We start from the raw sequence: 25465 nt of genomic DNA, 5'->3' as shown, positions 1-25465 counted from the left end.
GAGGGCGGGCGGACCTCACGCCGTGAAAGGTGCCTGCCCGATGACCGTCGTCACAGAATTCCCCCGTCCCGCCCCCGATCTGGTCGCCGCCTTCCGCGGCCAGTCCCCGGCCACGCTGCACGAGGCGATGGGCAAGAAGGGCGCCATGTCCTTTCCGATCAAGCCGCTCTATCAGGGCATGACGCTGTTCGGCACCGCGGTGACCGTGTCCGGCGGCCCCACCGACAACCTGATGATCCACGCCGCCATGGCGCTGACCCGTCCGGGCGACGTGCTGGTGGTCGATTTCAAGGGCATGACCGAGGCCGGCCCCTGGGGCGACGTGCTGACCGAGGCGGCGATCCAGCGCGGGCTGGCCGGTCTGGTGATCGACGGCTGTGTGCGCGACGCCGCGGCCATCCGCAACATGGGCTTTCCGGTCTTCTGCCGGGGGACCAGCATGAAGGGCACCACCAAGACCCAGCCGGCGGGCGACGTGAACACCCCCGTCGTCTGCGGCGGCGTGATGGTCATGCCGGGCGACATCGTGGTCGGCGACGACGACGGGGTGGTCGTGGTGCCCCAGGCCGAGGCCGCCGCGACGCTCGCCAAGGCGGCGGAGCGCGAGCGGATGGAGGAAGGCCTGCGCGCACAGCTCCGCGCCGGACGGACGACGGTCGAGGCGCTGAAGCTGGAAGCCTGTCTGGAGGCCGGCGGCATCACGCTGTGACGCGGGCAGATGGGCCGGGCAGATGGATTGGGCAGATGGATCGGGCGGGTGGACCGGGAAACCTGCCCGCCATTGCCTGGAGTGGTATTACCGGTTCTTCGCAGAAGAACATCTTCAGGCAAAAAAAATGCCGCGACCGGACACAAGGTCGGCGCGGCAGACCAATGCTCTTGGAGCATCGTGATTTTTTTGGTTTCCTCCCCAGACCTCAAGGCCTTTGTTTTGTGAGAGGAAATTTCCACAGTCCGCGCAGGGAAGTCAACCGCATTGAGCGGGTTATAACTTTAAGCCTAATTTTCTCCTTTGGCCCGTCAGAATGGCCGAGGGAGTGCCTTGCGGAAAAATCGGAGCGGAAGCCGAACAGAGGGCTTGCTTTCCGCGGGGCGGGTGCGGTATCTCCCTGCCTCCTTCGTTGGAGCGGCGCGGGCGTAGCTCAGGGGTAGAGCACAACCTTGCCAAGGTTGGGGTCGAGGGTTCGAATCCCTTCGCCCGCTCCAGTATCACGAAGCCTCTCCCAAGACAGTGCCGGACGAAACGCCGCGAGGCCCGCTCCCGATGGGACCGTCCTACCCATGGCCGCGCGCGGCGTCCGCGAATTCCTTGCCGGAATGTTAACCCACTGCTAGGGGTCTCGGGCTAAGGTCGGTCGAATGGCCCGATCTGGGCATACCTGCTTAGACGAACCACGAAGCGCGGGCGCCCCGACCATGCAGCAACCTGACCGTCCGAACGAATCGCCGACCGACTCCCGGCACTCCGGGTTCGACATGCTGAAGGGCCAGTCGATCCTGGTGACGGGGGGAAGCGGCTCCTTCGGGCGGCGCTTCGTGGAAACAGTGTTGCGCCACGCCAGCCCGCGGCGGGTCATCGTCTTCTCCCGCGACGAGTTCAAGCAGTACGAGATGCAGCAGCAGCTCGGCCCCGAATGGGCGTCCACGCTGCGCTTCTTCATCGGCGACGTGCGCGACCGCGAGCGGCTGGAACTGGCCATGCGCGAGGTGGACGTGTGCGTCCACGCCGCCGCCCTGAAGCATGTGCCCGCCGCCGAATACAACCCCATGGAATGCATCCACACCAACGTCTATGGGGCGGAGAACGTGGTGCGGGCCGCGCTGAACACCGGCGTGAAGCGGGTGATCGCGCTGTCCACCGACAAGGCGGCCAACCCGGTCAACCTCTACGGCGCCAGCAAGCTGGCCTCGGACAAGATCTTCATCGCCGCCAACAACCTGTCGGGCTCGCTCGGCACGCGCTTCTCGGTGGTGCGCTACGGCAATGTGGTGGGGTCCCGCGGGTCGGTGATCCCGCTGTTCCGCCGGATGATCGCGGAAGGCGCGGAATCCCTGCCGGTCACCGACGAGCGGATGACCCGCTTCTGGATCACGCTGCAGCACGGGGTGGATTTCGTCGTCTCCTGCATCGCGATGATGCAGGGCGGCGAGATCTTCGTGCCCAAGATCCCCAGCATGCGCATCACCGATCTGGCCCGCGCGATGGCCCCGCAGCTTCCGCACAAGCCGGTCGGCATCCGCCCTGGCGAGAAGCTGCACGAGGTGATGATCACCGAGGATGATTCCCGCCAGACCTTCGAGCTGCCGGACCGCTTCGTCATCGAGCCGGCCTTCGCCTTCTGGACGCACGAGCCCTACCGGCGGCTGGGCGCACAGCCGGTCCCCGACGGCTTCCGTTACGCCAGCGACACCAACACCGACTGGCTGGACGGCGCGCGGCTGATGCGGCTGATCGCGGAAGCCCCGTGATGGGCGGGCCGGACTCAGCCCCTCCGCCCCTCTCCCTGGCCCCCTTCCTGCCTTACGGGCGTCAGGACATCGACCAGAGCGACATCGACGCGGTCACCGCCGTCCTGCGCGGCGACTGGTTGACCCAGGGCCCGGCGGTGGAGGCCTTCGAACGGGCGCTGTGCGAGCGCACCGGGGCGGCCCATGCGGTGTCCTGCGCCAACGGGACCGCCGCCCTGCACTTGGCCACCCTCGCGCTGGGGCTCGGCCCCGGCGACGCGGTGGTGGTGCCTGCCGTCACCTTCCTCGCCACCGCCAACGCCGCCCGTTACGTGGGGGCGGAGGTCGCCTTCGCCGACGTCGATCCCGACACCGGCCTGATGGGGCCGGAACAGGCGGAGGCGGCGATCGAACGGGCCGCCCGCGCCGGCTGGCGGGTGCGCGCCCTGGCGCCCGTGCATTTCGCCGGGCAGACCGCGGACATGGCCGGGCTCGCCGGGCTCGCCGCCCGCCACGGGCTGGCGGTGGTCGAGGACGCCTGCCACGCCATCGGCAGCGTGGACGTGACGCCGGACGGGCGGTCCCTGCCGGTCGGTTCCAACGGCTTCGGCACGCTCACCGCCTTCTCCTTCCATCCCGTGAAGACCATCGCGGCGGGCGAGGGAGGGGCTGTCACCACCAACGATCCGGTTCTCGCCGCCCGCCTGCGCCGCTTCCGCAATCACGGGATGGAGCGGGATCCGGCAAGCTTCAAGGACCGCGAGGCCGCGTTCGCCGCCGACGGAACCCCCAATCCCTGGTACTACGAGATGGCGGAACCGGGATTCAATTACCGCCTGACCGACATCCACTCGGCGCTCGCGCTCAGCCAACTGGCCCGGCTGGACGCCTTCGTGGAACGGCGGCGCCATCTGATGGACCTCTACGCGGAACGGCTGGCCCCGCTGGCCCCCCTGCTCCTGCCCGCGGCCCGCGCGCCCTGGTGCCGCCCGGCCTGGCATCTCTGCGCCGTCCGCATCGACTTCGCCGCCGCCGGGCGGACACGGGCGCAGGTCATGGCCGGCCTGCGGGAGCGGGGCATCGGCACCCAGGTCCATTACATCCCGGTCCATCGGCAGCCCTATTGGCGCGACCGCTGCGGCGACCTCGCCCTGCCCGGCGCCGACGCCCATTACGCCCGGACGCTGTCGCTGCCCCTGTTTCCGGTCATGGCCGATGCCGATGTGGATCGGGTCGCCACGGCTCTCACCGAAACGCTCGGCCTGTCCGCTTCGGCATGACAACCCATGCGTCCTTGCTGGACAGTTTTCTCTCTTCCAAAAATGCGCTATGCCAAGCGTCATCTGGAATGCTTCGGAGCAGGGTCATGGCCGAGGGTACTGTGGACTATTACGCGATGGTCGAAGAGGCCTGGCAACTGAGCGACACCGCGCGCGACTATGTGAAGAACGCGGGCCGCGACGTGGACAATGCCGAGTTGTGGGAGAAGGTCTTCGCCGCCTCGCCCCTGATCGACCTGGAGCGCACCCGCGCCGAGGGCGGCCAGCCGCTGCAGAAGATCTTCTTCAAGAACCCCTACGGTCTGCAGTACCGGGCTGACCACAAGGATTGGATACCGTTCCGCCACGGCGCCCTGGACCCCGCCTATCTCCAGGCGATCTGAGCCACACGGCGTTTCCAGTCGGTTCTGCGGGGGCGGGCGCCCGCGAAGCAAGCCACGGCGTGTCCGCCTCCGGCGAAACGGATCGGAATCGGCTTCCGGCCTTGGATGAAGGCACGCGACCCATGCGGCGGCCCGCCGCGGAGTGATGTTCCCATCACGGCTGTCCCGATCAGGCCGGCCGCCATGGAAGGCGGGCGCCGGTCGGTTTCATCCCAGAAACGGGCGGTCTTATGGACGTTGACAACAAGGGTTCCTCATGCGCATCGCAATGATCGGTACGGGCTATGTCGGGCTGGTGTCCGGCGCCTGCTTTTCGGAATTCGGCGTCCACGTCACCTGTGTCGACAAGGACGCCGGCAAGATCGAGCGCCTGAAGCGCGGCGAAATTCCGATCTACGAGCCGGGCCTGGATGAACTGGTCGCGCGCAACGTCGCCGCCGGGCGCCTCTCCTTCACGCTCGACCTGAAGGAAGCCATGGCTGGCGTGGACGCCGTGTTCATCGCGGTGGGGACTCCGACCCGGCGCGGCGATGGCCACGCCGATCTTTCCTACGTCTACGCCGCCGCCGAGGAGGTCGCCGCCAACCTCGACCACTACACGGTGGTGGTGAACAAGTCGACCGTGCCGGTCGGAACGGGCCGCGAGGTCCAGGCGATCATCCGCCGCGCCAACCCCGACGCCGATTTCGACGTGGCGAGCAACCCGGAGTTCCTGCGCGAAGGCTCGGCCATCGGCGACTTCATGCGGCCCGACCGCGTGGTGATCGGCACCAGTTCGGAGCGCGCCGCCGAGGTGATGCGCCGCCTCTACCGCCCGCTCTACCTGATCGAGACGCCGATCGTCCTGACCTCGCTCGAGACGGCGGAGCTGACCAAATACGCCGCCAACACCTTCCTGGCCGCGAAAATCACCTTCATCAACGAGATCGCCGACCTGTGCGAGAAGGTGGGCGCCAACGTCCATGACGTGGCCCGCGGCATCGGGCTGGACGGGCGCATCGGCAAGAAGTTCCTGCACCCCGGTCCGGGCTACGGCGGCTCCTGCTTCCCCAAGGACACGCTGGCCCTGGTGCGCACCGCCCAGCAGGTGGGCAGCCCGCTGCGCATCATCGAGACGGTCGTCGACATCAACGACAAGCGCAAGAAGCAGATGGCCGAGCGCATCGTCGCCGCCTGCGGCGGGTCGGTGGCCGGCAAGACGATCGGCGTTCTGGGCGTCACCTTCAAGCCCAACACCGACGACATGCGCGACGCCCCGTCGCTGGACATCGTCCCGGCGCTCCAGGCCGCCGGCGCCATCGTGCGCGCCTATGACCCCGCCGGCATGCACGAGGCCGAAAAGCTGCTGCCCGGCGTGCAGTGGACGCAGGACGCCTACGGCGCCCTGGAGGGAGCCGACTGCGTGGCCATCCTGACGGAATGGAACGAGTTCCGCGCGCTGGATCTGAAACGGGTCAAGACCCTGCTGAAGGAGCCGGTCATGATCGATCTGCGCAACGTCTACAATCCGGGGGACATGGCGGCCGCCGGCTTCGCCTATTCCTCCATCGGGCGGCCCACGGCGCCGTCTCCGACCGTCTGAAGCGATCCGGTTCAAGGAGGTCCGTCGAGACCATGAGCGAAGCCCACATCTTCCATCCGACCGTGCTGCGCGAGTACGACATCCGCGGCATCGTCGGCAGCACCCTGACCGCGGCGGACGCCCGCGCGGTCGGACGGGCCTTCGGCACCGTGGTCGCCCGCGGCGGCGGGAAGACCGTCTGCGTCGGCTACGATGGCCGGCTGTCCTCGCCGGAGCTGGAAGCCGCCATGGTGGAGGGCCTGGTCGCCTGCGGCCTGCATGTGCTGCGGATCGGGCTCGGCCCCACCCCGATGCTGTATTTCGCCACCCGCGACCGCGAGGCGGCGGCCGGCATCATGATCACCGGCTCCCACAACCCGCCGGACTACAACGGCATCAAGATGATGCTGGGCAAGGGGCCGGTCTACGGCCAGCAGATCCTCGACCTCGGCATCATCGCGTCGAAGGCCGACTATGCGTCGGGCGAGGGCTCCTCGGAACAGGTCGACATCAAGGACGCCTACGTGGAGCGCCTGCTGCGCGACTATGACGGCACCCGCGACCTGACCATCGCCTGGGACGCCGGCAACGGCGCCACCGGCGAGATCCTGCGCCGCCTGACCGCGAAGCTGCCGGGCAAGCACATCCTGCTGTTCGACGAGATCGACGGCAACTTCCCCAACCACCATCCGGACCCGACGGTCGAGAAGAACCTCGTCGACCTGAAGAAGGCGGTGGCGGAGAACGGCTGCGACATCGGCATCGGCTTCGACGGCGACGGCGACCGCATCGGCGCCATCGATCACCGGGGCCGCGTGGTGTGGGGCGACCAGCTGGTGGCGATCTACGCCGCCGACGTGCTGAAGAGCCACCCCGGCGCGACGATCATCGCCGACGTGAAGGCCAGCCAGACGCTGTTCGACGAGATCGCCCGGCTCGGCGGCACCCCGCTGATGTGGAAGACCGGCCATTCGCTGCTGAAGGCGAAGATGGCGGAACTCGGCTCTCCGCTGGCCGGCGAGATGTCGGGCCACATCTTCTTCGCCGACAAGTGGTACGGCTTCGACGACGCGCTGTACTGCGCGGTGCGGCTGATCGGGCTGGTCAGCAAGCTGAACCAGCCGCTGTCGGAGCTGCGCGACCGCCTGCCGCCGGTGGTGAACACGCCGGAAACCCGCTTCCAGGTGAGCGAGGAGCGCAAGTTCCAGGTCGTCCAGGAGGTCAAGGGCCGGCTGAAGGACGAGGGTGCGGACGTCAACGACATCGACGGCGTGCGCGTGAAGACGGCGGACGGCTGGTGGCTGCTGCGCGCCTCCAACACCCAGGACGTTCTGGTCGCCCGCGCGGAGTCGGGCACGCCCGAAGGGCTGGAGCGGCTGAAAGGCATGGTCGTTGCCCAGCTGGAAGCCTCCGGCCTCCAGGCCCCCTCCTTCGAGGACGGCGGCAGCGCCCACTGATCGGGCGGAACGAAAAAGGCCCTTCCCCGTGGATGCGGGGAAGGGCCTTTTTCTTTGCGTGGGTCCCGGAAAGCAGCCGGTGAGAATTCTCACCGCTCCGCGCGAGGGAAAGGGACCGGTGAGAATTCTCACCGGCTCCGGTCAGCCGTTCTCACCGCCCTCATTCTCACCGTTCAGGATCGCGTCGATGGAGCGGCGCAGGTCGCGCAGCACTTCGCGGTCCACATCCTCCAACCGCTTCGGCTTCTCCTGGAAAGCGTGCAAGGCCTCCCGGGTGCGCAGGATGTTGCGGGAGACGCGCAGGCTGAAGGCGCTCAACACCGCTTCCGGCTCGTCCCGCGGGCCCGTTGCGGCAGCACCGAGCGCGCGGGGCTCCGGCAGGGGCTGGTCGTTGGTCAGGCTGTCCAGAAGGCGCATCTGGGCGTCCGCGTCGTCGAGTGCCGCGATCTGGTAGAGCTTGTAGCGGGCAATCCTCTTCTCGGCCCCCTCGTAGCGCTCCCGCACCGCCGGGGCGATCTTGGTCAGGCCGAGGGTCCGGGTGATCTCCGCCTTGTCGCGCCCCATGATCTGGCCGAGGTCGGCGTGCGAATAGCCGTGCCTCTCCACGAGCGCCACGAAGGCGTCGGCCTCTTCGAAAGGGGTCAGGTCGGAGCGCAGGACGTTTTCCACGACCGCCACCTCGGCGGTGTCGACGCCGTCCGGCACGAGGATGCAGGGGACCGTCTGCTGGCCGAGCGCGCGGACCGCGCGCAGGCGACGTTCGCCGAAGACGAGCTGGAAGCGGCTCGGCCCCAGCTCCCGCACGCCGATCGGCTGCTGAAGTCCGTATTTGCGGATGGAGTCGGTGAGGGCGGCCAGTTCCGCCTCGTCGAAGCGGCGGCGCGGCTGGTCGGGGTTGGCCTCGATCCAGTCCACGTCGGGGTAGACGAGCCGCACGCCCTGCTCCGGCTCCGCGAAAACGGCGAGCGCGCCACGGCTCATGGCGTTCAGCCGGGCGAGGTTCCCGGTTCCGAGCTTACGCGACATTGGCCACCTCCACACGCTTGCGCCGCTCCACCACGATGGCATCGGCGAGCGCCCGGTAGGACGAGGCTCCCGGGGCGTCCGGCACCGCCTCCAGGGCCGCGCGGCCGGCAAGCGCCGCGTCGCCGTAGATGGTCGCCCGCGGCACCGGCGGGAAGATGCGCAGCGTGCCGCCCAGCGCGCTGTGGAGCTGCTCCAGGGTCACCTGATGCTGGTTCAGCCGGGCGTTGTGCATGGTCGGCAGGATGCCCAGGACGGCGAGGCTGGGGTGGCAGCGCCGCTTCAGCTTGTTGATCGTCTTCAGCAGATGGTTCACGCCGATGGAGGACAGATACTCGGTCTGGCAGGGGATGACGATGAGGTCCGACGCCACCAGCCCGTTGGCGGTGCATTGGCCCAGGTTCGGCGGGCAGTCGATGAAGATGAAGTCATAGGACGCCCGCGCGTCCTGCAGCCGCTCCCGCAGGGCCATGGGGCCGCTGGGATCGGCGGTCAGCTCCACCTCGACGGACGCCAGCTCGATGCTCGACGGGGCGATCTCCAGCCCGATGTCGCCGACCGGGACGACGATGTCCTCGACGGCGACCTCCTCGCGCAGCACATGGGCGAGCGACTTGCGCCGGCCCTCCTCATACTCGATCAGGTCGATGCCGAGATGCGCCGTGGCGTTGGCCTGCGGGTCGGCGTCGATGATGAGCACGCGGTAGCCCTCGCGCGCCAGGATGCTGGCGGTGTTCACCGTACAGGTGGTCTTGCCGACCCCGCCCTTCTGGTTGGCAAGGCAGATGACCAGCGCCGGGCCATGCTTGCCGTCCACCACAGCCGTCTCCTTCAGGAGGAAGCGGACCACCGCGTCCGGGATCTTCTCGCTGTTGCTTTCCCAGCGGGAAATCTTGGAGCGGTCATAGCGCCGCTCCAGCCGCTCGTTCAGCCAGGCCGCGAAATCCGGCTGTGAGAGTTTGCGCTCCTCGCGCAGGAGCCTCATGTCTTCGCCACGCACGTCAACCTCCACAGCGAATGCGCTTGCCGTGTTCAACCGATACGACGGAGCCCCGAATCGGTCAAGGTTGACGGTCACCACCGTTGCATCAACAGCCGGCATCAACAGGAAAAAGCCGGCCCAGGGGAGAGCATCCCCCGGACCGGCGCGTTTCGGACGGCCTCAGCTTAGAGGTTGATGAAGGCGATGTAGTTCTGGTCGCCCATGGTGCCGGTCGTCATGGTCATCGCGCCCACGGCCTTGCCGGTGAAGGTCATGCTGGCGTCGATGGTGCCGTTGCCGTCGATGTCGCAATGGACCGTCGCGCCCTTGTAGCCTTCGGCGCCGCCCATCTCCTCCCAGGAGAGTTTCGAGACCCCCTCCTGATAGCCCCACATCGTGGCCCACTCGCCCTGCTCCAGATCGACCACGGTGGACCAGGTGGTCTCGGTGCCGCGGCCGTCGACGAAGAAGGTGTCCTTGCCCGTGCCGCCGATCAGCCAGTTGGAGCCCGAGCCGCCGTCCAGCACGTCGTCGCCGGCGCCACCCCAGGCCGCGTCGTCGCCGCCCAGCAGGTTGATGAAGTCGTTGCCGTCCGACCCGCCCAGCACCTCGCTGCGGGAGTCGCCCAGGAAGGTCCACTGCAGGTCGGACACCGGCCCTTCGTAGGCGTAGGCCTTCACGTCCTCCGTCACACCGTCCACGATGCGCTGCATGGCGGCGGAGGGGCGGTCGTCCACCGGCGGGGTGGTGGTCGGCGGCTCCGTCGTGGGCGGCGTCGTGGTCGGCGGTTCCGTGGTCGGGGGCTCGGTCGTCGGCGGGGTGGTGGTCGGCGGTTCCGTCGTCGGGGGCTCGGTGGTCGGCGGTTCGGTGGTCGGGGGCGCGTCGATCAGCGTGACGGTGTCGCCGTTGAGCTGGAACTGCCCGGCGGTGAAGCTGCCGACGAAGCGCAGGGTCACGTCGGCGCCCGCGGTGGCGTCGGTGCCGATGCGCAGGAAGGTGACGCCGTCCACCGTCTCCGCCTGGACCTGCCCGGCGCCGAGCTGGCTGCCGTTGCCGGCGTTGGCCGTTCCGGTCATGGCCGTGCCGGTGATGGTGAAGGCGTCGCCCACCATGGCCCCGGTCACCCCGCTGGTGAAGTTGCTGGCCTGGGCGGCGGTCATCGTCACCGTGTGGCGCACGCTGCCGACCAGATCGAGGTTTTCCACGCTGGTCAGGGTCATGCCGGAGATGTCGATCTGCGGCGTCGCCGTGGTGATCTTGCCTTCCGGATCGGTCACGTTGTCGGAGCTGACGCGCAGCGTGTCGGTGCCGTCGCCGCCGTCGTAGGAGACCGTGCCGGCATCGCCCTGCGCGGCGATGATGAAGGTGTCGTTGCCGGCGCCGCCCTGGATGACGTCGGCCTCATCCATGTTGCCATGTTCGCCGCTGTAGAAGACGTCGTCGCCGTCGCCGCCGATCATCGTGTCGGCGTCCCAGTCGCCGACCAGCGTGTCGTTGCCGGCCCCGCCCATCAGGCTGTCCTTGCCGCCGCCGCCGACCAGCAGATCGTCGCCGTCGTCGCCATAGAGCATGTCGTCGTCGGCCCGCCCGAAGATCTGGTCGTTGCCGGCCCCGCCATGGACGGTGTCGTTGCCGTTGCCGCTCTCCAGCGTGTCGTTCCCGGCGCCGCCGGTCACCAGGTCGGCGCCGTCATGGGCCCAGAACCACACGGGGTCGTTCCCGGCCACCATGGTGTCGTCGAAGTTGGAACCGACCCAGCGCTCGATGTCGATGAAGGTGTCGCCCGCGGCGTCGCCCGTGCTGTTGCCCGGGGTCAGCAGGTCCAGCACGAGGCCGGAGGTCGCGGTCTCGTAGGACGCCTCGTCGAAGCCCGCCCCGCCGTTCAGCACGTCGGCACCCGCGCCACCGATCAGCGTGTCGTTGCCGCCGCCGCCGATCAGCGTGTCGTTGCCGGCCCCGCCTTCGATCACATCGGGCTCGTCATCGCTGGTCAGCAGGTCGGGGCCCGCCGTCGTGGTGCCGGTCACGGCCAGGACATGAGTCCAGCCCTCGACAGCCGCGAAGGGGGAGGGGGCGACGACCGGCGCGGTGCTCTGGTCGAGCGTCCAGGAGGCGCCCTGCGCCGCCGGGCCGACCAGCCCCGAGGAGGCCGCGACCGTGGCGCCCGTGGCGGCGGCCAGCCGGTCGAGGAGAAGACGGCCCTCGGCGCCCGCGCCGGCGTGGCAGGCGTGGAGGTGGATCTCGGTGCCGCGCGCGTCCGGCCAGGAGCGGTCGAGCAGCGACCGCGCGTCCAGCGGCTGGGCGCCCAGCAGGACCCGTCCCGGCTCGCCATGGGCGACCAGATGCAGGACGGACGGACGGGCGGTGAGCGCCTCGGCCAGAACGGCGTGGGCATCGTCGGCGGCGGAGACGAGCATGACCTGGACGTCCGGATGGCGGCGGCTGAGCAGCCCGTCGAGATCCTCAAGTCCAGCGTCCGCGATGATGACTTCGTTCAAGGGAAACTCTCCGTGCATTCTGTGGTGATCGCTGGGGCGCCCGATCGCATTGTTCGCGGTTGCGGGGGTTCGCGGATACGGGGAAGCGCGACACCCAATCACATGCGCTTTCGGAGATGGTTTCTGCAATTGCCCAAGAAGAAATAACACGTCGTCTTCAATGAAACTTAGTTGTTGGGTTATCTTGCAAGATAAAGGCGAATCTCAACGTCCTATGATTTTTCATGTATATATGGCTCGCGGACACAGATATTACACTTCAAGGGGGAGAGGCGGAAAATGAGATGAGAGGATCTGCGATTTTGGGGGATCCGGCCATCCGGACGGGGTGCCGCCTCTGGCGCTGCCGTCAAGAAAACGCCGGCCTGGAGTCATCCTCCAGGCCGGCGCGTTTCGGACCGCTTCAGATCACAGGCTGATGAAGGCGATGTAGTTCTGATCGCCCATGGTGCCCGTCGTCATGGTCATGGCGCCCACGGACTTGCCGGCGAAGGTCATGCTGGCGTCGATGGTGCCGTTGCCGTCGATGTCGCAATGGACCGTCGCGCCCTTGTAGCCCTCGGCGCCGTCCATCTCCTCCCAGCGCAGCGTGGAGGTGCCTTCCTTGTAGCCCCAGAGGGTGGACCACTCGCCCTGCTCCAGGTCGGTGACGGTGGACCAGGTGACCTCCGTGCCGCGGCCGTCGACGAAGAAGGTGTCCTTGCCCGAGCCGCCGATCAGCCAGTTGGAGCCCGAGCCGCCGTCCAGCACGTCGTCGCCGGCCCCGCCCGCGGCCGCGTCGTCGCCGCCCAGCAGGTTCAGGAAGTCGTTGCCGTCCGATCCGCCCAGCACCTCGCCGCGGGAGTCGCCCAGGAAGGTCCATTGCAGGGTGGAAACCGGGCCTTCATAGGCGTAGGCCTTCACGTCCTCCGTCACGCCGTCCACGATGCGCTGCATGGCGGTCGAAGGACGATCGTCGACCGGCGGGGTGGTGGTCGGCGGTTCCGTCGTCGGGGGCGTCGTGGTCGGCGGCTCGGTCGTCGGCGGGGTGGTGGTCGGCGGCTCCGTGGTCGGCGGGTTCGAGGGGGTCCCGCTCAGAGTGATCCCGCTGCCGCTGACCTGGAACTGGTCCGCCGTGAAGCCGCCGGCGAAGCGCAGCGTCACGTCGGCGCCCGCCGTGGCATCGGTGCCGATGCGCAGGTAGGTGACCCCGTTCACCGTCTCCGCCTGCGCCTGCCCGGCGCCGAGCTGGCTGCCGTTGCCGGCGGTCACCGCGCCGGCCATCGCCGTGCCCGTGATGGAGAAGACGTCGCCGCCGGTGGCGCCGGTGATGCTGGCGAAGCCGTTGGCCTGGGCGGCGGTCATCGTCACCGTGTGGCGGACGCTGCCGACCAGTTCCAGCCTCTCCACGCTGGTCAGGGTCATGCCGGAGATGTCGATCTGCGGCGTCGCCGTGGTGATCTTGTTTTCCGGATCGGCGACGTTGTCGGAGCTGATGCGCAGCGTGTCGGTGCCGTCGCCGCCGTCGTAGGAGACCGTGCCGGCGTCGCTCTGCGCGGCGATGATGAAGGTGTCGTTGCCGGCACCGCCCTGGATGATGTCGGCCTCCGGCAGGGGGTCGTGCGCGCCGCTGTAGAAGACGTCGTCGCCGTCGCCGCCGATCATCGTGTCGACGCCCCAGTCGCCGATCAGCGTGTCGTTGCCGGTGCCGCCGTCGAGCATGTCGTTGCCGCCGCCGCCGGCCAGCAGGTCGTTGCCGGCCTCGCCGTACAGCATGTCGTCGTCGGCCCGTCCGAAGGCCCGGTCGTCGCCGCCGCCGCCGTAGATCGTGTCGTTGCCGATACCGCTTTCCATCGTGTCGTTGCCGGCGCCGCCGATCTCGACATCGTTGCCGCCATGGCCCCAGAACCAGACGCCGTCGTCGTTGCCGACCAGCCGGTCGTCGAACTCGCTGCCGATCCAGCGCTCGATGTTGGTGAAGGTGTCGCCCGCGGCGTCGCCGGTGCTGTTCGCCGGATTGCGCAGATCCAGCACGACGCCCGAGGTGGCGTTGGCGTAGGTCACCTCGTCGAAGCCGTCGCCGCCGTCGAACACGTCGGCACCGGCGCCGCCCTCCATGGTGTCGTGGCCGATGCCGCCGATCAGCGTGTCGTTGCCGGCGCCGCCGTTCATCAGATCGTTGCCCTGGCCGCCGTCCAGGCTGTCGTCGCCATCGCCGCCGTTGATGGTGTCGGCGTCCCCTTCACCGAACAGGGTGTCGTTGCCGGCGCCGCCGTCGAGCATGTCGTTGCCCCAGCCGCCGTAGATCAGATCGTTGCCGTCCTCGCCGTAGAGCACGTCGTTGTCGGCGCGGCTGTAGATCTGGTCGTCACCGGCGCCGCCATAGACGGTGTCGTTGCCGTCGCCGCTCTCCATCGTGTCGTTGCCGGCGCCGCCGATCTCCACGTCGTCGCCCGCGTGCCCCCAGAACCACACGGGGTCGTTGCCGGCCACCATGGTGTCGGCGTAGTTGGAGCCGATCCAGCGCTCGATGCCAGTAAAGGTGTCACCGGCGGCGTCGCCCGTGCTGTTCGCCGGGTTGCCGATGTCGATGACCATGCCGGAGGTGGCGTTCTCGTAGGTGACGACGTCGAAGCCGTCGCCGCCGTCGAACACGTCGGCCCCCGCGCCGCCGTCCATGGTGTCGTGGCCGATGCCGCCGATCAGCGTGTCGTTGCCGCCGTTGCCGATCAGGATATCGTTGCCCGCGCCGCCAGCGATGTTGTCCGCGGCGTCATCGCTGGTCAGCGTGTCGTTGCCGTCGGTCGGGGTGCCGGTCACGGCCAGTTCATGAGCCCAGCCGCGCGCGCCGGCGCCCTCGACCCCGGCGAAGGGGGAGGGGGTAAACACCGGCGCGGTGCGCACGTCGAGCTTCCAGGAGGCGCCGCGCGCCGCCGGACCGACGGGACCCGAGGAGGCCGCGACCGCGGCGCCCGTGGCGGCGGCCAGCCGGTCGAGGAGAAGGCGGCCCTCGGCGCCCGCGCCGGCGTGGCAGGCGTGGAGGTGGATCTCGGTGCCGCGCGCGTCCGGCCAGGAGCGGTCGAGCAGCGACCGCGCGTCCAGCGGCTGGGCGCCCAGCAGGACCCGTCCCGGCTCGCCATGGGCGACCAGATGCAGGACGGACGGACGGGCGGCGAGGGCGGCGGCCAGCACGGCATGGCCATCGTCGGTGGCGGAGACGAGCGTAACCTGAACGTCGGGACGGCGGTGGCTGAGCAGCCCGTCGAGATCCTCAAGCCCAGCGTCCGCGATGATGACTTCGTTCAAGGGAAACTCTCCGTAAATTTTGTTGTGATCGTTGGGATGACCGGGCGCCCCGCCCGCGTATATGGCAAAGCGTGCGACTTCCTATGACATGAATTCCCAAGGCATATTCCCGCAAGTTCCTAATAAGGAATAACTCCTACTCCTCATAAAAAACGCCAGTTCTATTGATATCCATTCCATATGGAGGCCTTCATCAGAACCATCACTTTAGGACAACTTAAGTCCTTTGGATGGATCGACGCCTCGTGCGGTGAGGAACGGGCGCAATCGATATTGCCGGAGCGTATTTCGAAGGCGCGGCGGGCGGCGGCGGTGACACGGATGCGCCACCCTCTCCTTCGCGCTAAGCCCCCCGACCAGGCCGCAGCCTTCTGCGCCTTCGCCGCGATCATGACGCTCATCCCGGACATCGCTTCCGCATCCCATCGCACGCGGCGCAGGACTGCCGAGGCGTGGATCCGCCGCATTGGCTTCAAGAGCGGAGGTCGTTGTCAGGTGGTTCAGTTCAGGGTCTGTCAGCGCTTGAGCCGGTCGAGGGCGGCGGCGAAGGCGCGTCCGGCCGCATCGATCTTGCTGTCCTCGGCAGCCATCAATCTTTGAAGCAGGCAACCATCCGGGGCGCTGGGTCGGCCACATCGCGATGATAGTCATCCAGCCGTTCACTTCCGAGTGCGAGGTGCCATTTGGCAAGCTGGTTTGCGGGAGGCCTGCCGCGCAAAGCCCTCCCATTTCGGCGACACCGTCGGATGGTTCGTGCGACATGCGGGCGGTTCATGCGAAAAGCTCCCCGTCGGCGCGCGGGACATCGCTCCATGTCGTTGAAAAGCCGACGTTCTTTCAGGAAGACAGATCAAGATACGGTCCGCCTGGAGGCGTTCCTTGCCTGATGCCCCAACGCTTTGGAGGCCGGCGCCGCTTGGCATCTTGTCTCGCCCCGGCTGACGGCTCCAATCGATCAGCGGAGCGCACGGCGGCCCACGACGCCCAGATATTTTACCAAACGGCCGTTAGGTACCGTCTGCTTTTTTGGTAAAATGACCCGGCAAGGGCGCTCTTCCCGTTCGAAAGGCGCCGGTCACCGGAGACGAAGCCATGGCGCTGATCGGGTACGCCCGCGTGTCGACCGACGAGCAGACCACCGACCCGCAGCTCGACGCTCTGAAGGCGGCCGGCTGCTCGACGATCCACCGGGAGCATGGGTCCGGCGGCGACCGGTCACGCCCGGAGCTGAAGCGTGCCATCGCGCGCTGCCGCGCCGGCGACGTGCTGGTCGTCGTGCGCATCGACCGGCTGGCCCGCTCGCTCGCCCACCTTCTGGAGATCATCGAGGCCCTCGACGCCCAAGGGGCGGGCTTCCGCTCGCTGGGCGATCCCATCGACACCACCAGCCCGCAAGGCCGCTTCACCTTGCAGATCCTCGGCGCGGTGGCCGAGTTCGAACGCGCGCTCATTCGCGAGCGCACCAAGGCCGGGCTGAAGGCGGCCAGGGAGCGTGGCCGGATCGGCGGCAATCCAGGCCTGCGCTTCCGGTCCGCGTCGGCGGTGCGCGCCGTCAACGACGCCCGCGAGGCGCGACGCGACGCCGATGTGCTGCGGGTGGCCGACGACATCCTGCCTCACGTCCGCGCGATGCGCCCCGCCTATTCCTGGGCGACCGTGGCCCGCAGCCTGGCCAGAAATGGCTCGCGGCGTCCCGACGGCGGCCCTTGGACCGGAGCGGCCCTGGCGCGCGCCGTGCGTCGCCTCGCGCGCGACGGGTTCGTGGACGACCGGGTGCTGGAACGTACGCCGCGGCGGCGGGACAGCGACGATCTCGTCACCCTGGTCGCCTCGGCGGTGAGGACGCTGGGCAACCCAACCCTGACCAACATTGCCCGGCATCTTGAAGAGCTGCGTTGCCGGACGCCCCGCGGGGAAACGCGCTGGTCGGTCTCGTCGGTGCAGAACCTGCTGGCGCAGGCCGTCGCCCAGGGCCTTCTGGAAGACCGGCCGCTTCCCGCACCGGAAGCGCCTCGCCGGCGCGGCCGTCCGCCCAAATCGCTCAAAAGCCTGAGAGGCACCCCATAACGGCGACAGTCGATTTCCATCGCCTCCCCATCGCCGCGCCGGCCAAGGCCCAAGACGGATCGCGCACCACGGATCGCGCTCCATAGCCACAGCCGGTCGCATCACCGTACCGGCCGGGAGCAACGGCGGCATGCCAAGTGTCCATCGAGGCCAGGGCTGGTGATCGCCCTTCCGGTTCAGGAAAAAAACGTCCCGTCGGCGCAGGACACTCCTCGGGAATCTTCGCAACCATTGGGCGTCTCGTCGACGCTTCGCGGATCGGGAAATAATTCCCATGAAAGTCGAGCGGCGCCTCTGAAATACGACGTACGCTTGTTGACTTTCCTAGCGAAGACGCGCTGAATTCCAACGTCCCTGCGATGCCGGCTCTTTTGACTCGTTTGTCGACGGCCCCGCCGGCTTGGATACCGACAGCTGATCAATGCGCCGTTCGAATCGCAAGCTGGAAACGCACAATGCCGAGGTCTTGGGGCGCGGGTCCCGTTCGGCGGACTTGAGGACATGATGACCGCTCCCAGCGACCTCACCGGGCAGGACGACGCGCAAACCGGTCCTGGGAAAGCCACGCCGGTCACGCGTTCGGGCGGACCGGTCGCCGTCGTCGGGATCGGCGCGTCGGCGGGCGGGTTGAAAGCCATCACCGCCCTGCTGCAGGCCGTCCCGGAGGCGAGCGGGCTTGCCCTGGTCGTCCTTCAGCACCGCACGCCGAACAACGAACGGTTGATGGTCGATCTGCTGGAAAAGGCCACGCCGTTGCCGGTCCGCACGGCCGAGGACGGAATGCCGGTCGAGGCGGACCACATCTACGTCGCTCCGGCGGGCCGGACGCTGTCCATGACACGGGGGCGCTTCGCCCTCGGCACGGCGGCGAACGAAGCGGCCGCGCTGCCGATCGACGTCTTCTTCCGGTCCCTGGCCTCCGAGTGGACGCAGGGCGCCATCTGCGTCGTGCTGTCCGGGTCGGGGGCCGACGGCACGACCGGGTTGAAGGCGGTCAAGGAGTGCGGCGGGCTGGTCGTCGTCCAGGACCCCGCGACGGCGGCGTTCGAGGGCATGCCGAGCAGCGCGATCGCGACCGGTCTGGCCGATTACGTGCTGCCTCCGGAGCGGATGGCCGAGGCGCTGCTCCGCTACGTCCGCCAGCCCTACGTCCGCGACGGCGGCGGGGACGACGACGATTCCCGATCCGAAGTCCCCCAATCCGACGGGGAGGACTTCGACCACATTCTCGAACTGATGCGGGCGCGGAGCCGCCACGACTACCGGGCCTACAAGACGCGCACGCTGGTGCGCCGCATCGAACGGCGCATGGGCATCCACCAGATCGACAGCATGCGCCACTACCGCGAGTTCCTGGGAACCCATCCCGGCGAGGTCGAGCAGCTGTCGCGCGACATCCTGATCAGCGTGACCCGCTTCTTCCGCGATCCGGAAGCCTTCGACGTCCTCAACGAGGTCATTTTCGGCCCGCTGGTGCGAAGCCGCGGCTCCGACCGGCCGATCCGGGTCTGGGTCCCCGGCTGCGCCACCGGCGAGGAGGTCTACTCCATCGCCATGCTTCTGATGGAAGCCTGCGTGGCGGCGAACCGATCCTGCGACGTCAAGGTGTTCGGCACCGACATCGACGTGCACGCGCTGGACGTCGCACGAACCGGCGTCTACCCGGAAACCATCGCGGTCGATGTCTCGGCGGAACGGCTGGCCCGCTTCTTCACCCGCGTCGATGCCGGTTACAAGGTCAACCGGACGCTGCGGGAAACGGTCACCTTCGCCGTTCAGAACATGATCAGCGACCCGCCCTTTTCCAATCTCGACCTGATCAGTTGCCGCAACGTCCTGATCTACATCGACCCGAAGGTCCAGCGGTCGATCCTCGACCTGTTTCATTTCGGCCTGGACGACGGCGGCGGCCTGTTCCTGGGATCGGCCGAGACCATCGGTCACCGCACCGACCTGTTCGCGCCGCTGTCCAAGAAATGGCGCCTGTACCGCAAGCTCGGCAACGGCCGCCGGTACAGCCCGGCCCTGCCGCGACCCGCCGGCGTGTCGTTGGGGACGATCCCGGTGCCGCCCGTCACGGCGCGGGTCAGCCCGGCCGAGATCACCCGGCACGCGCTGCTGCTCGCCTATGCGCCCGCGGCCGTGCTGATCGACCAGCAGCACCGCATCCTCTACCTGTACGGCCCGACCAGCGATTTCCTCGATCTGCCGACCGGGGAGATGCCGCAGGACCTGATGGCCATGATGCGCGGCGACCTGCGCCTGAAGGTGCGCGGCGCCGTGAAGCGCGCCCTGGAGTCGGGGCAGCGGGTGACCGTCAGCAGGGTCCGGCAGACGCGGGGCGGCGTGCTGTCCCTGCTCACCGTCACCGTGGCCCCGGTCCGCCCGCCGCAGGCGCGGGAGGACCTGCTGCTGGTCACCTTCGTCCGGGACGCGGTGATGGAGCCGACATCCCCGGCCGGCGGCGGGGGCGCCGACGACCTGCAGGCGTCCGTCGAAGCCTCCGTCGTCGAGCAGCTCGAACACGAGCTGAGGGTGACCCGCGAGGACCTGAGCGCCACCATTCTGGAGTTGGAGGCGTCGAACGAGGCCCTGCGCGTGGCCAACGAGGAGATCCTGTCGATCAACGAGGAGCTGCAATCCTCCAACGAGGAGATGGAGACCTCGAAGGAGGAGCTGCAGTCGCTGAACGAGGAACTCGGCACGCTCAACAGCCAGCTCCACGAGAAGGTCGACGAGCTGGAATCGGCGACCAACGACCTGACCAACCTGCTGACCAGCACCGACATCGCCACGCTGTTCCTGTCGCCCGATCTGCGGATCAAGCGCTTCACGGCCCCGGCGACGCGCCTGTTCTCGCTCATCCCGACGGACATCGGGCGGCCGATCACCGACGTGTCGCGCCATTTCAACGATCCGGAACTGATGGACGATGTCCGCAAGGTCCTCGACACCCTGTCGCCCCTGGAACGCGAGGTGCGGACCGAGAGCGGCAACACGCTGCTGCGCCGGGTCCATCCCTACCGCACCCAGGACAACCGGATCGAGGGGACGGTCATCACCTTCAGCGACGTCACGGCGCTGAAGCGCACCGCCGCCATCCTCGCCGGGCGGGTCCGGCAGCAGAAGCTGGTCGCCGACCTGGGCCGCAAGGCGTTGGGCGACGAGGCCATGGGCGCCCTGCTGCAGGCGGCTTGCAGCCTGATCGCCGAAACGTTCGGCGCCGACAGCGTCGGCATCTTCGTCACCTCGGGGGGTGGCGGGACGTTGAGGATGCTGGAGGGCTGCGGCTGGGACCAGTCCGGGACCGCGCCCCGCGGGGAGATGCCGGGCGATCCCTCGTCGCACCTCGGCCAGATCCTCCGGTCCGGCCAGCCTCTCGTCGTCGGCGATTTCGCCACCGACCGGCGGGTGTCCGGCGGTCCACCCGCCCCCGGAATCGCCAGCGGCGTCGGCGTCGCCTTCGGCGTCGCCTTCGGCGGCGACGGCACGACGGCGCCGGCCGTCCTGGCGCTGTACAGCCGTCAGCCGAACCGGTTCGACGACGACGACGTGGAGTTCGTGCAGGCCGTCGCCACCATCCTGGGCCTCGCCATGGAGCGGGCGGCCATCCAGGATGCGGTGCGGACCGCCCGCGACTTCGCCGAATCCATCGTCGACACCGTGCGCGAGGCCCTGCTGGTGCTCGACGCCGGCCTGACGGTGGCGGCCGCCAGCCAGGCTTACTACCGCATGTTCGCCACCACGCCGGAGGCGACGCTGGGGCATCCGATGGGCGCGTTGGCCGACGGGCTGTTCCGGGACGCCGCGCTGGAAAGACGCCTGAAGGCGATGATCGCCGACGGCTCCACCATCGAGGCGCTGGAGATCACCGCCGGACACGACACCGAGGGGCCGCGCGCGCTGGAGATCAACGCCCGCCCGCTGAGCCGCTCGGAACGCCCGCTCATCCTGCTGGGCATCGAAGACGTGACCGGACGCAACCGCGCCCGGCAGGCGCTGGACGCCGCCAAGGCGGTGGCGGAGCAGGCGAGCGCCGGCAAGACCCGTTTCCTGGCCGCCGCCAGCCACGACCTGCGCCAGCCCGTGCAGGCCGCGGTGCTGTTCCACCACCTGCTGTCCGGCCAGGATCTCCCGCCGGCCTCGGCGCGGCTGCTGACCAGCCTGGGCAACACCCTGACCGCCCTTCACCTGATGCTGGAGGAGATCCTGCACGTGTCGCGTCTGGACGCCGGCGTGGTCGACGTCCAGGCGAAGCCGTTTCGGCTGCGCACGCTGATCGGCCGCCTGGTCGAGGAGTTCGGGCCGCTCGCCGACGCCGCGGGGCTGACGCTGCGTTCGGTCGACACCGGCGTCACCGTCCGCAGCGACCCGAAGCTGCTGGGCCGCATCCTCCAGAACCTCCTCGCCAACGCCGTGAAGTACACGGACCGCGGGCGCATCCTCATCGGATGCCGCCGTGCCGGCGGCGCGGTGCGCGTCCAGGTCTGGGACACCGGGCGGGGAATCCCCGAAGGGCAGCTCAAGGCGATCTTCGAGGAGTTCCATCAGGTCGGCAATCTCGGCCGCGACCGCCGCCAGGGGCTTGGCCTCGGCCTGTCGATCGTGGACCGCCTCGCCCTTCTGCTCCACCACCCGATCGGCGTGCGATCGGATCCGGGCCGGGGATCGGTCTTCGAAATCGTCGTTCCCCTCGCCGACGACGCCGAAGCGATGGAGGAGGCCGCCACCGAACCGCCGCTCGACGGCGCCGGGCGGCGTGTGCTGGTGATCGACGACGACCCCGTGGTGCTCGACAGCATCCGGCAGTATCTCGAACGGTATGAGTTCGACGTGTTCGGCGCGGTGGACCGGGCGGCGGCATTGGTGCTGTTCACCCGGCAGCGCCCGCCCGATCTGGTCATCGCCGACTACCGTCTCGCCGGTGCGGAAACCGGGGCGGATGCCATCAGGCATCTGAGGGACGCTTTCGGACTCGCCGTGCCGGGGATCATCCTGACCGGCGACACCTCGCCGGAACGCATCCGGGAGGCCAGCCGCAGCGGCTTCTCCCTGCTGCACAAGCCGATCGCCCCGCCGGATCTCGCGGCGGCCGTGCGGAATGCGTTGGCGGACGACGCAGCGGACGGCGACGCCACCCCCTGACGGCCCCGGAAGCTCAAGCCCGAAGACGTTCAGGCCGGACGCGTGTCGGGGGCGTCGTCGGCCAGGGCGCCGTCGGCCAGGGCGCCGTCGGCCAGGGCGATGTCCAGATGCACGGGGTTGTGCAGGGTGTTGGCGACCGGCGACCACAGCGTCGCGTGCCTGACCAGAGCGGCCAGCACGTCGCGCGGGGCATCGGCGTCCAGGTGGACGGTCACGCGGATCGCCTCGAAGCCGATCGGCCCCGGTTCGGCGTTGCCAAGGGTCCATCCGGCCGTGCTGTCGATCTCCGCCTCGACCACCAGTTCCAGCCGGTGCACCGGGATGTGGCGCGCGACGGCGTCGGCGTGGATGCCCGCGGACAGACAGGAGCCGAGGGCGGCCAACAGCGCCTCCGAGGGGGTCGGGGTGCCGCCGCTCCCGACCAGCGGGCCGTCCGGAAGATCGCGGATGTGGTTCCGTTGCTGGAAGCGATCCTCGGCGACGGTCCGGCACCGCAGCGTCCGAACGGCGTCCGGATGTCTCTTTTCCCCGTCGGTCCGGGAGGGCGGCTTGGGCATCGCAGCGTCCTTTCTTCTCGTCGCGCCGGTCTTCCCGTCGCGCCGGGTGCCGGAAGACCGGCGAACAGGGAGCGCGTTATCCCGGCCGGGGGCCCGCCGGTGCCGGATGGCCCGCTGAGCGGTTGATGCGGTTGTGCGGTGGCCACCCCGGCCGGAGAAGGCCGGGCCGATCACCGCAAGCGGTTCCCCTCGCCGCGGCGCGCGTCCGGCACCGGCGGACGGGACGGCGAACACGCCTGGCGGTGGGTCCATGCTCGATTGGGACGACCTGAGGTTCTTTCTGGCCCTGGCGCGCACCGGCAGCCTTTCGGCGGCGGCACGGGACCTGCGGGTCGCCCAATCGACGGTCGGCCGCCGGCTGGCCTCGCTGGAGGCGAGCCTCGGCGTCCGGCTGCTGAACCGCACGCCGGACGGGTATCTGCCGACGCTGGCCGGCGAGGAGGTCCGTGTCCAGGCGGAGCGGCTCGAAGCGGAGGCGCTCACCCTGGAACGCAACGTCGGGGGACGCGACACCCGTCTGGCCGGTCTGGTCCGCGTCACCTGCGCCGAAACCGTCGCCAGCCAGATCCTGGCGCCCTGCGTCGCGGCGCTGCACGCGGACCATCCCGAGATGATGGTCGAGCTGATCTCCAACCCCCGCGAACTCAGCCTCGCCATGCGCGAAGCGGACATCTCCGTCCGCCTGACCCGCTCGGAACTGCACGACCTGATCGTCCGGAAGATCGGCAGCCTGGACTTCGGCCTCTACGCGGGGCCGGCCTACCTGGATCGCCAGGGTGAGCCGGACTATCAGGCCGGTTGTCCGGGGCATCACCTGATCACCCAGACCGACGACATCCAGGAGGCGGCGCAGACCAACTGGCTGGCCGATCTGGCCCCCCGCGCCCGTGTCGCGATGTTGACCAACAGCCACGAGGCCGCGGTGCTGGCCGCCGCGCAGGGCGGTGGGCTGGCCTGTCTGGCGCGGTTCCGCGCCGATCGGGAAAACGGCCTGAGGCGCCTGACGCCGCCATCGCCGCCTCCAGGCGTCGCGATCTGGCTCGTCGTGCACCGCGACAACCGCCATACGCCCCGGATCAGAACCGTCCTGACCCACATCGGCGGCCACGTTCGAAATCTTGCCCAGGCACTGTCTCCCGAAGGGGTGGATCGGTCGTCAAATGGGAAGGCGAACCGGTAGTACGGGAAACAACCTGTTTTCACCGCGGTCGGCATCGGTGCGGATGTGCATAGCCGCTCACCGGAATTGGATTCGCCGGAGCGGCCAACTTCCCGGATCGGAGGCTGTTCCTTCTCATGGGGCTGTCGACCGGTTCGCCGTGGTGCGAACGGACCCCGGCGTCAACGGACTCCGGCGTCAGGGCGGTGCCAGCCTCCGCGAGACATCCTCATCATCGTTTGACAAGGCCTTTGCATGTCGTCCGCCCCAACCCCGCCCCGCGACCCGGTGGTGCCTCTGCACGCCGAGGACGCGGTGGTCACACGCCGCGACACCGCCGGCGATACGGTCCGGGTCTCCGTCACCACCCACGAAAACGAGCGGCTGGTGGACGAGGAGCTGACCCATGAGCGGGTCGCCATCGAGCGCGTGGCCGTCGGCCGGGTGGTCGATCGCGTGCCGCCCATCCGCAAGGACGGTGACCTCACGATCATTCCGGTCGTGGAGGAGGAGGCCGTCGTCGTCATCGAACGCCGGCTCGTCCTCCGCGAGGAAATCCACATGCGGCGGGTCCGCGTCACCGAGCGTCACCGGGAAACGGTGACGCTGCGCCGCCAGGACGCCGACATCAGCCGCACTCCGCCGGACCGGCGCGACGACACCGGCTGATGGGCGCCGGCTCAGAGAGCAAGCCCGATCAAACCCCCTCCAGGAGAGACAGACATGACGGACGAAACCATCGTCGCCATCTTCGACACGGACGCCCAGGCCGATGCCGCCGTGCGTGACCTCACGGCGGCCAACGTTCCGGCGGAGGCGATCAGCCGGCACGCCCGCAAGGCACCGGGAACCGCCGCGGCGGCCCCCGCCCAGGAGACGGGCTTCTGGGCCAGCCTGTTCGGCGGCGACCCGGATCATGACGACGCCGTCTATGACCGCAGCCTGGACAGCGGTTCGACCGTCGTGACCGTCCGGACTCCGGCGCAGCACGCCACGATGGTGAGCGAAATCCTGGAGAGGCACGGCCCGGCCGACATCGACGAGCGGGCGTCCGGCTACGGGCTGTCGGGAACGACGACGAGCACCGCAACGTCGCCGGTCACGGCCACACCGGTGACCCCCACACGGGAAGGCGCCGCCGGAATGGCCGCGGCCAATGAGGGCGCAACCGAGAGCGGCAGCATCCAACTGTCCGAGGAGCAGCTGCAGGTCGGCAAGCGCGCGGTGAACCGCGGCACGACCCGCGTCCGCCGCTTCGTGGTCGAAACGCCGGTCGAGGAGCAGGTCAGCCTGCGCGACGAGACGGTGACGGTCGAGCGCCGCGCGGTGACCGGCGACCATCCGGTCGGAGACGTGGACTTCACCGAGAAGACGGTCGAGATGACCGAGGTGGACGAGGAGGCCGTCGTCGGCAAGACCGCCCGCGTCACCGAAGAGGTGGTGCTGCGCAAGGACGCGACGGAGCGCGTCGAGACGGTGCGGGACACCGTGCGCCGCGAGGATGTCGAGATCGAGACGACTCCGACCGCTCCGCCCGTCGCCAAAACCTGATCCGAATCCTGCTCACCCTGCCAACCTGCGTTCGGGGCGCCGTCAGGGACCTCGAACGCCCTTTTCCGG

General features: G+C 68.9%; 17 protein-coding genes and 1 tRNA gene. 13 read left to right on the top strand and 5 right to left on the bottom strand.

Annotated elements, in window-relative coordinates:
* Positions 1-40 precede the first annotated feature (40 nt).
* From TSH58p_RS18220 to pgmG, 7 genes are all read left to right on the top strand, one after another.
* Positions 41-709 (top strand): 4-carboxy-4-hydroxy-2-oxoadipate aldolase/oxaloacetate decarboxylase, encoded by a 669-nt coding sequence (locus tag TSH58p_RS18220; RefSeq protein ID WP_109068151.1) that lies wholly within the window; start codon positions 41-43, stop codon positions 707-709.
* 422 nt (positions 710-1131) lie between these two features.
* A tRNA-Gly gene (locus tag TSH58p_RS18215) sits at positions 1132-1206 on the top strand.
* A gap of 270 nt (positions 1207-1476) precedes the next feature.
* Positions 1477-2469, top strand: a complete 993-nt coding sequence (pseB, locus tag TSH58p_RS18210; RefSeq protein WP_109068152.1) for a UDP-N-acetylglucosamine 4,6-dehydratase (inverting) — start codon at positions 1477-1479, stop codon at positions 2467-2469.
* Positions 2469-3728 (top strand): UDP-4-amino-4,6-dideoxy-N-acetyl-beta-L-altrosamine transaminase, encoded by a 1260-nt coding sequence (pseC, locus tag TSH58p_RS18205; protein ID WP_109068153.1) that lies wholly within the window; start codon positions 2469-2471, stop codon positions 3726-3728. Before pseB ends, pseC begins: the two co-directional genes overlap by 1 nt.
* Positions 3729-3814: 86 nt before the next feature.
* The gene (locus TSH58p_RS18200; RefSeq protein WP_109068154.1) at positions 3815-4111 is read left to right on the top strand and encodes a hypothetical protein; all 297 of its coding nucleotides are present in this window, start codon (positions 3815-3817) and stop codon (positions 4109-4111) included.
* A gap of 256 nt (positions 4112-4367) precedes the next feature.
* Positions 4368-5693, top strand: coding sequence for a UDP-glucose/GDP-mannose dehydrogenase family protein (locus tag TSH58p_RS18195; protein WP_109068155.1), 1326 nt, complete (start codon positions 4368-4370; stop codon positions 5691-5693).
* 32 nt (positions 5694-5725) lie between these two features.
* Positions 5726-7129, top strand: coding sequence for a phosphoglucomutase/phosphomannomutase PgmG (gene pgmG / locus TSH58p_RS18190; protein ID WP_109068156.1), 1404 nt, complete (start codon positions 5726-5728; stop codon positions 7127-7129).
* A gap of 141 nt (positions 7130-7270) precedes the next feature.
* Here pgmG and TSH58p_RS18185 read toward each other — a convergent pair whose 3' ends face one another.
* From TSH58p_RS18185 to TSH58p_RS18170, 4 genes are all read right to left on the bottom strand, one after another.
* Positions 7271-8155: a ParB/RepB/Spo0J family partition protein gene (locus TSH58p_RS18185; protein WP_109068157.1), complete on the bottom strand. Its 885-nt coding sequence runs from the start codon at positions 8153-8155 to the stop codon at positions 7271-7273.
* Entirely contained in the window at positions 8145-9152 is a 1008-nt protein-coding gene (locus TSH58p_RS18180) for an AAA family ATPase (protein WP_247873832.1), read from the bottom strand. Before TSH58p_RS18180 ends, TSH58p_RS18185 begins: the two co-directional genes overlap by 11 nt.
* A 167-nt stretch (positions 9153-9319) precedes the next feature.
* Complete coding sequence (locus TSH58p_RS18175; protein ID WP_109469313.1) at positions 9320-11632, bottom strand: DUF4347 domain-containing protein; 2313 nt, start codon at positions 11630-11632, stop codon at positions 9320-9322.
* Positions 11633-12040: 408 nt separating this feature from the next.
* Positions 12041-14917 carry a DUF4347 domain-containing protein gene (locus TSH58p_RS18170; protein WP_109469312.1) on the bottom strand — a complete coding sequence of 959 codons (2877 nt, stop codon included), beginning with the start codon at positions 14915-14917 and terminating at the stop codon, positions 12041-12043.
* A 180-nt stretch (positions 14918-15097) separates the two neighbouring features.
* Here TSH58p_RS18170 and TSH58p_RS18165 point away from each other — a divergent pair, with 180 nt between their 5' ends.
* From TSH58p_RS18165 to TSH58p_RS18155, 3 genes are all read left to right on the top strand, one after another.
* The gene (locus TSH58p_RS18165) at positions 15098-15517 is read left to right on the top strand and encodes a hypothetical protein (RefSeq protein WP_109067639.1); all 420 of its coding nucleotides are present in this window, start codon (positions 15098-15100) and stop codon (positions 15515-15517) included.
* Positions 15518-16009: 492 nt separating this feature from the next.
* The gene (locus TSH58p_RS18160; RefSeq protein WP_109067638.1) at positions 16010-16984 is read left to right on the top strand and encodes a recombinase family protein; all 975 of its coding nucleotides are present in this window, start codon (positions 16010-16012) and stop codon (positions 16982-16984) included.
* Between the two features lie 501 nt (positions 16985-17485).
* The gene (locus tag TSH58p_RS18155; protein ID WP_247873786.1) at positions 17486-22129 is read left to right on the top strand and encodes a chemotaxis protein CheB; all 4644 of its coding nucleotides are present in this window, start codon (positions 17486-17488) and stop codon (positions 22127-22129) included.
* Between the two features lie 29 nt (positions 22130-22158).
* On the opposite strand, the gene TSH58p_RS18150 is transcribed toward TSH58p_RS18155, so the two are convergent.
* Complete coding sequence (locus TSH58p_RS18150; RefSeq protein WP_158282535.1) at positions 22159-22686, bottom strand: OsmC family protein; 528 nt, start codon at positions 22684-22686, stop codon at positions 22159-22161.
* A gap of 250 nt (positions 22687-22936) precedes the next feature.
* Here TSH58p_RS18150 and TSH58p_RS18145 point away from each other — a divergent pair, with 250 nt between their 5' ends.
* From TSH58p_RS18145 to TSH58p_RS18135, 3 genes are all read left to right on the top strand, one after another.
* Entirely contained in the window at positions 22937-23866 is a 930-nt protein-coding gene (locus TSH58p_RS18145) for a LysR family transcriptional regulator (protein WP_109067636.1), read from the top strand.
* Between the two features lie 234 nt (positions 23867-24100).
* Positions 24101-24514 carry a DUF2382 domain-containing protein gene (locus TSH58p_RS18140; RefSeq protein ID WP_109067635.1) on the top strand — a complete coding sequence of 138 codons (414 nt, stop codon included), beginning with the start codon at positions 24101-24103 and terminating at the stop codon, positions 24512-24514.
* 54 nt (positions 24515-24568) lie between these two features.
* Positions 24569-25396 carry a YsnF/AvaK domain-containing protein gene (locus tag TSH58p_RS18135; protein ID WP_109067634.1) on the top strand — a complete coding sequence of 276 codons (828 nt, stop codon included), beginning with the start codon at positions 24569-24571 and terminating at the stop codon, positions 25394-25396.
* The last annotated feature ends 69 nt before the right edge of the window (positions 25397-25465 follow it).

Origin of the sequence: Azospirillum sp. TSH58, from assembly GCF_003119115.1 — a bacterium.
Taxonomy (GTDB): domain Bacteria; phylum Pseudomonadota; class Alphaproteobacteria; order Azospirillales; family Azospirillaceae; genus Azospirillum.
The sequence above is the reverse complement of the archived record's forward strand: the minus strand, read 5'-3'. Positions and strand labels throughout refer to the sequence as shown.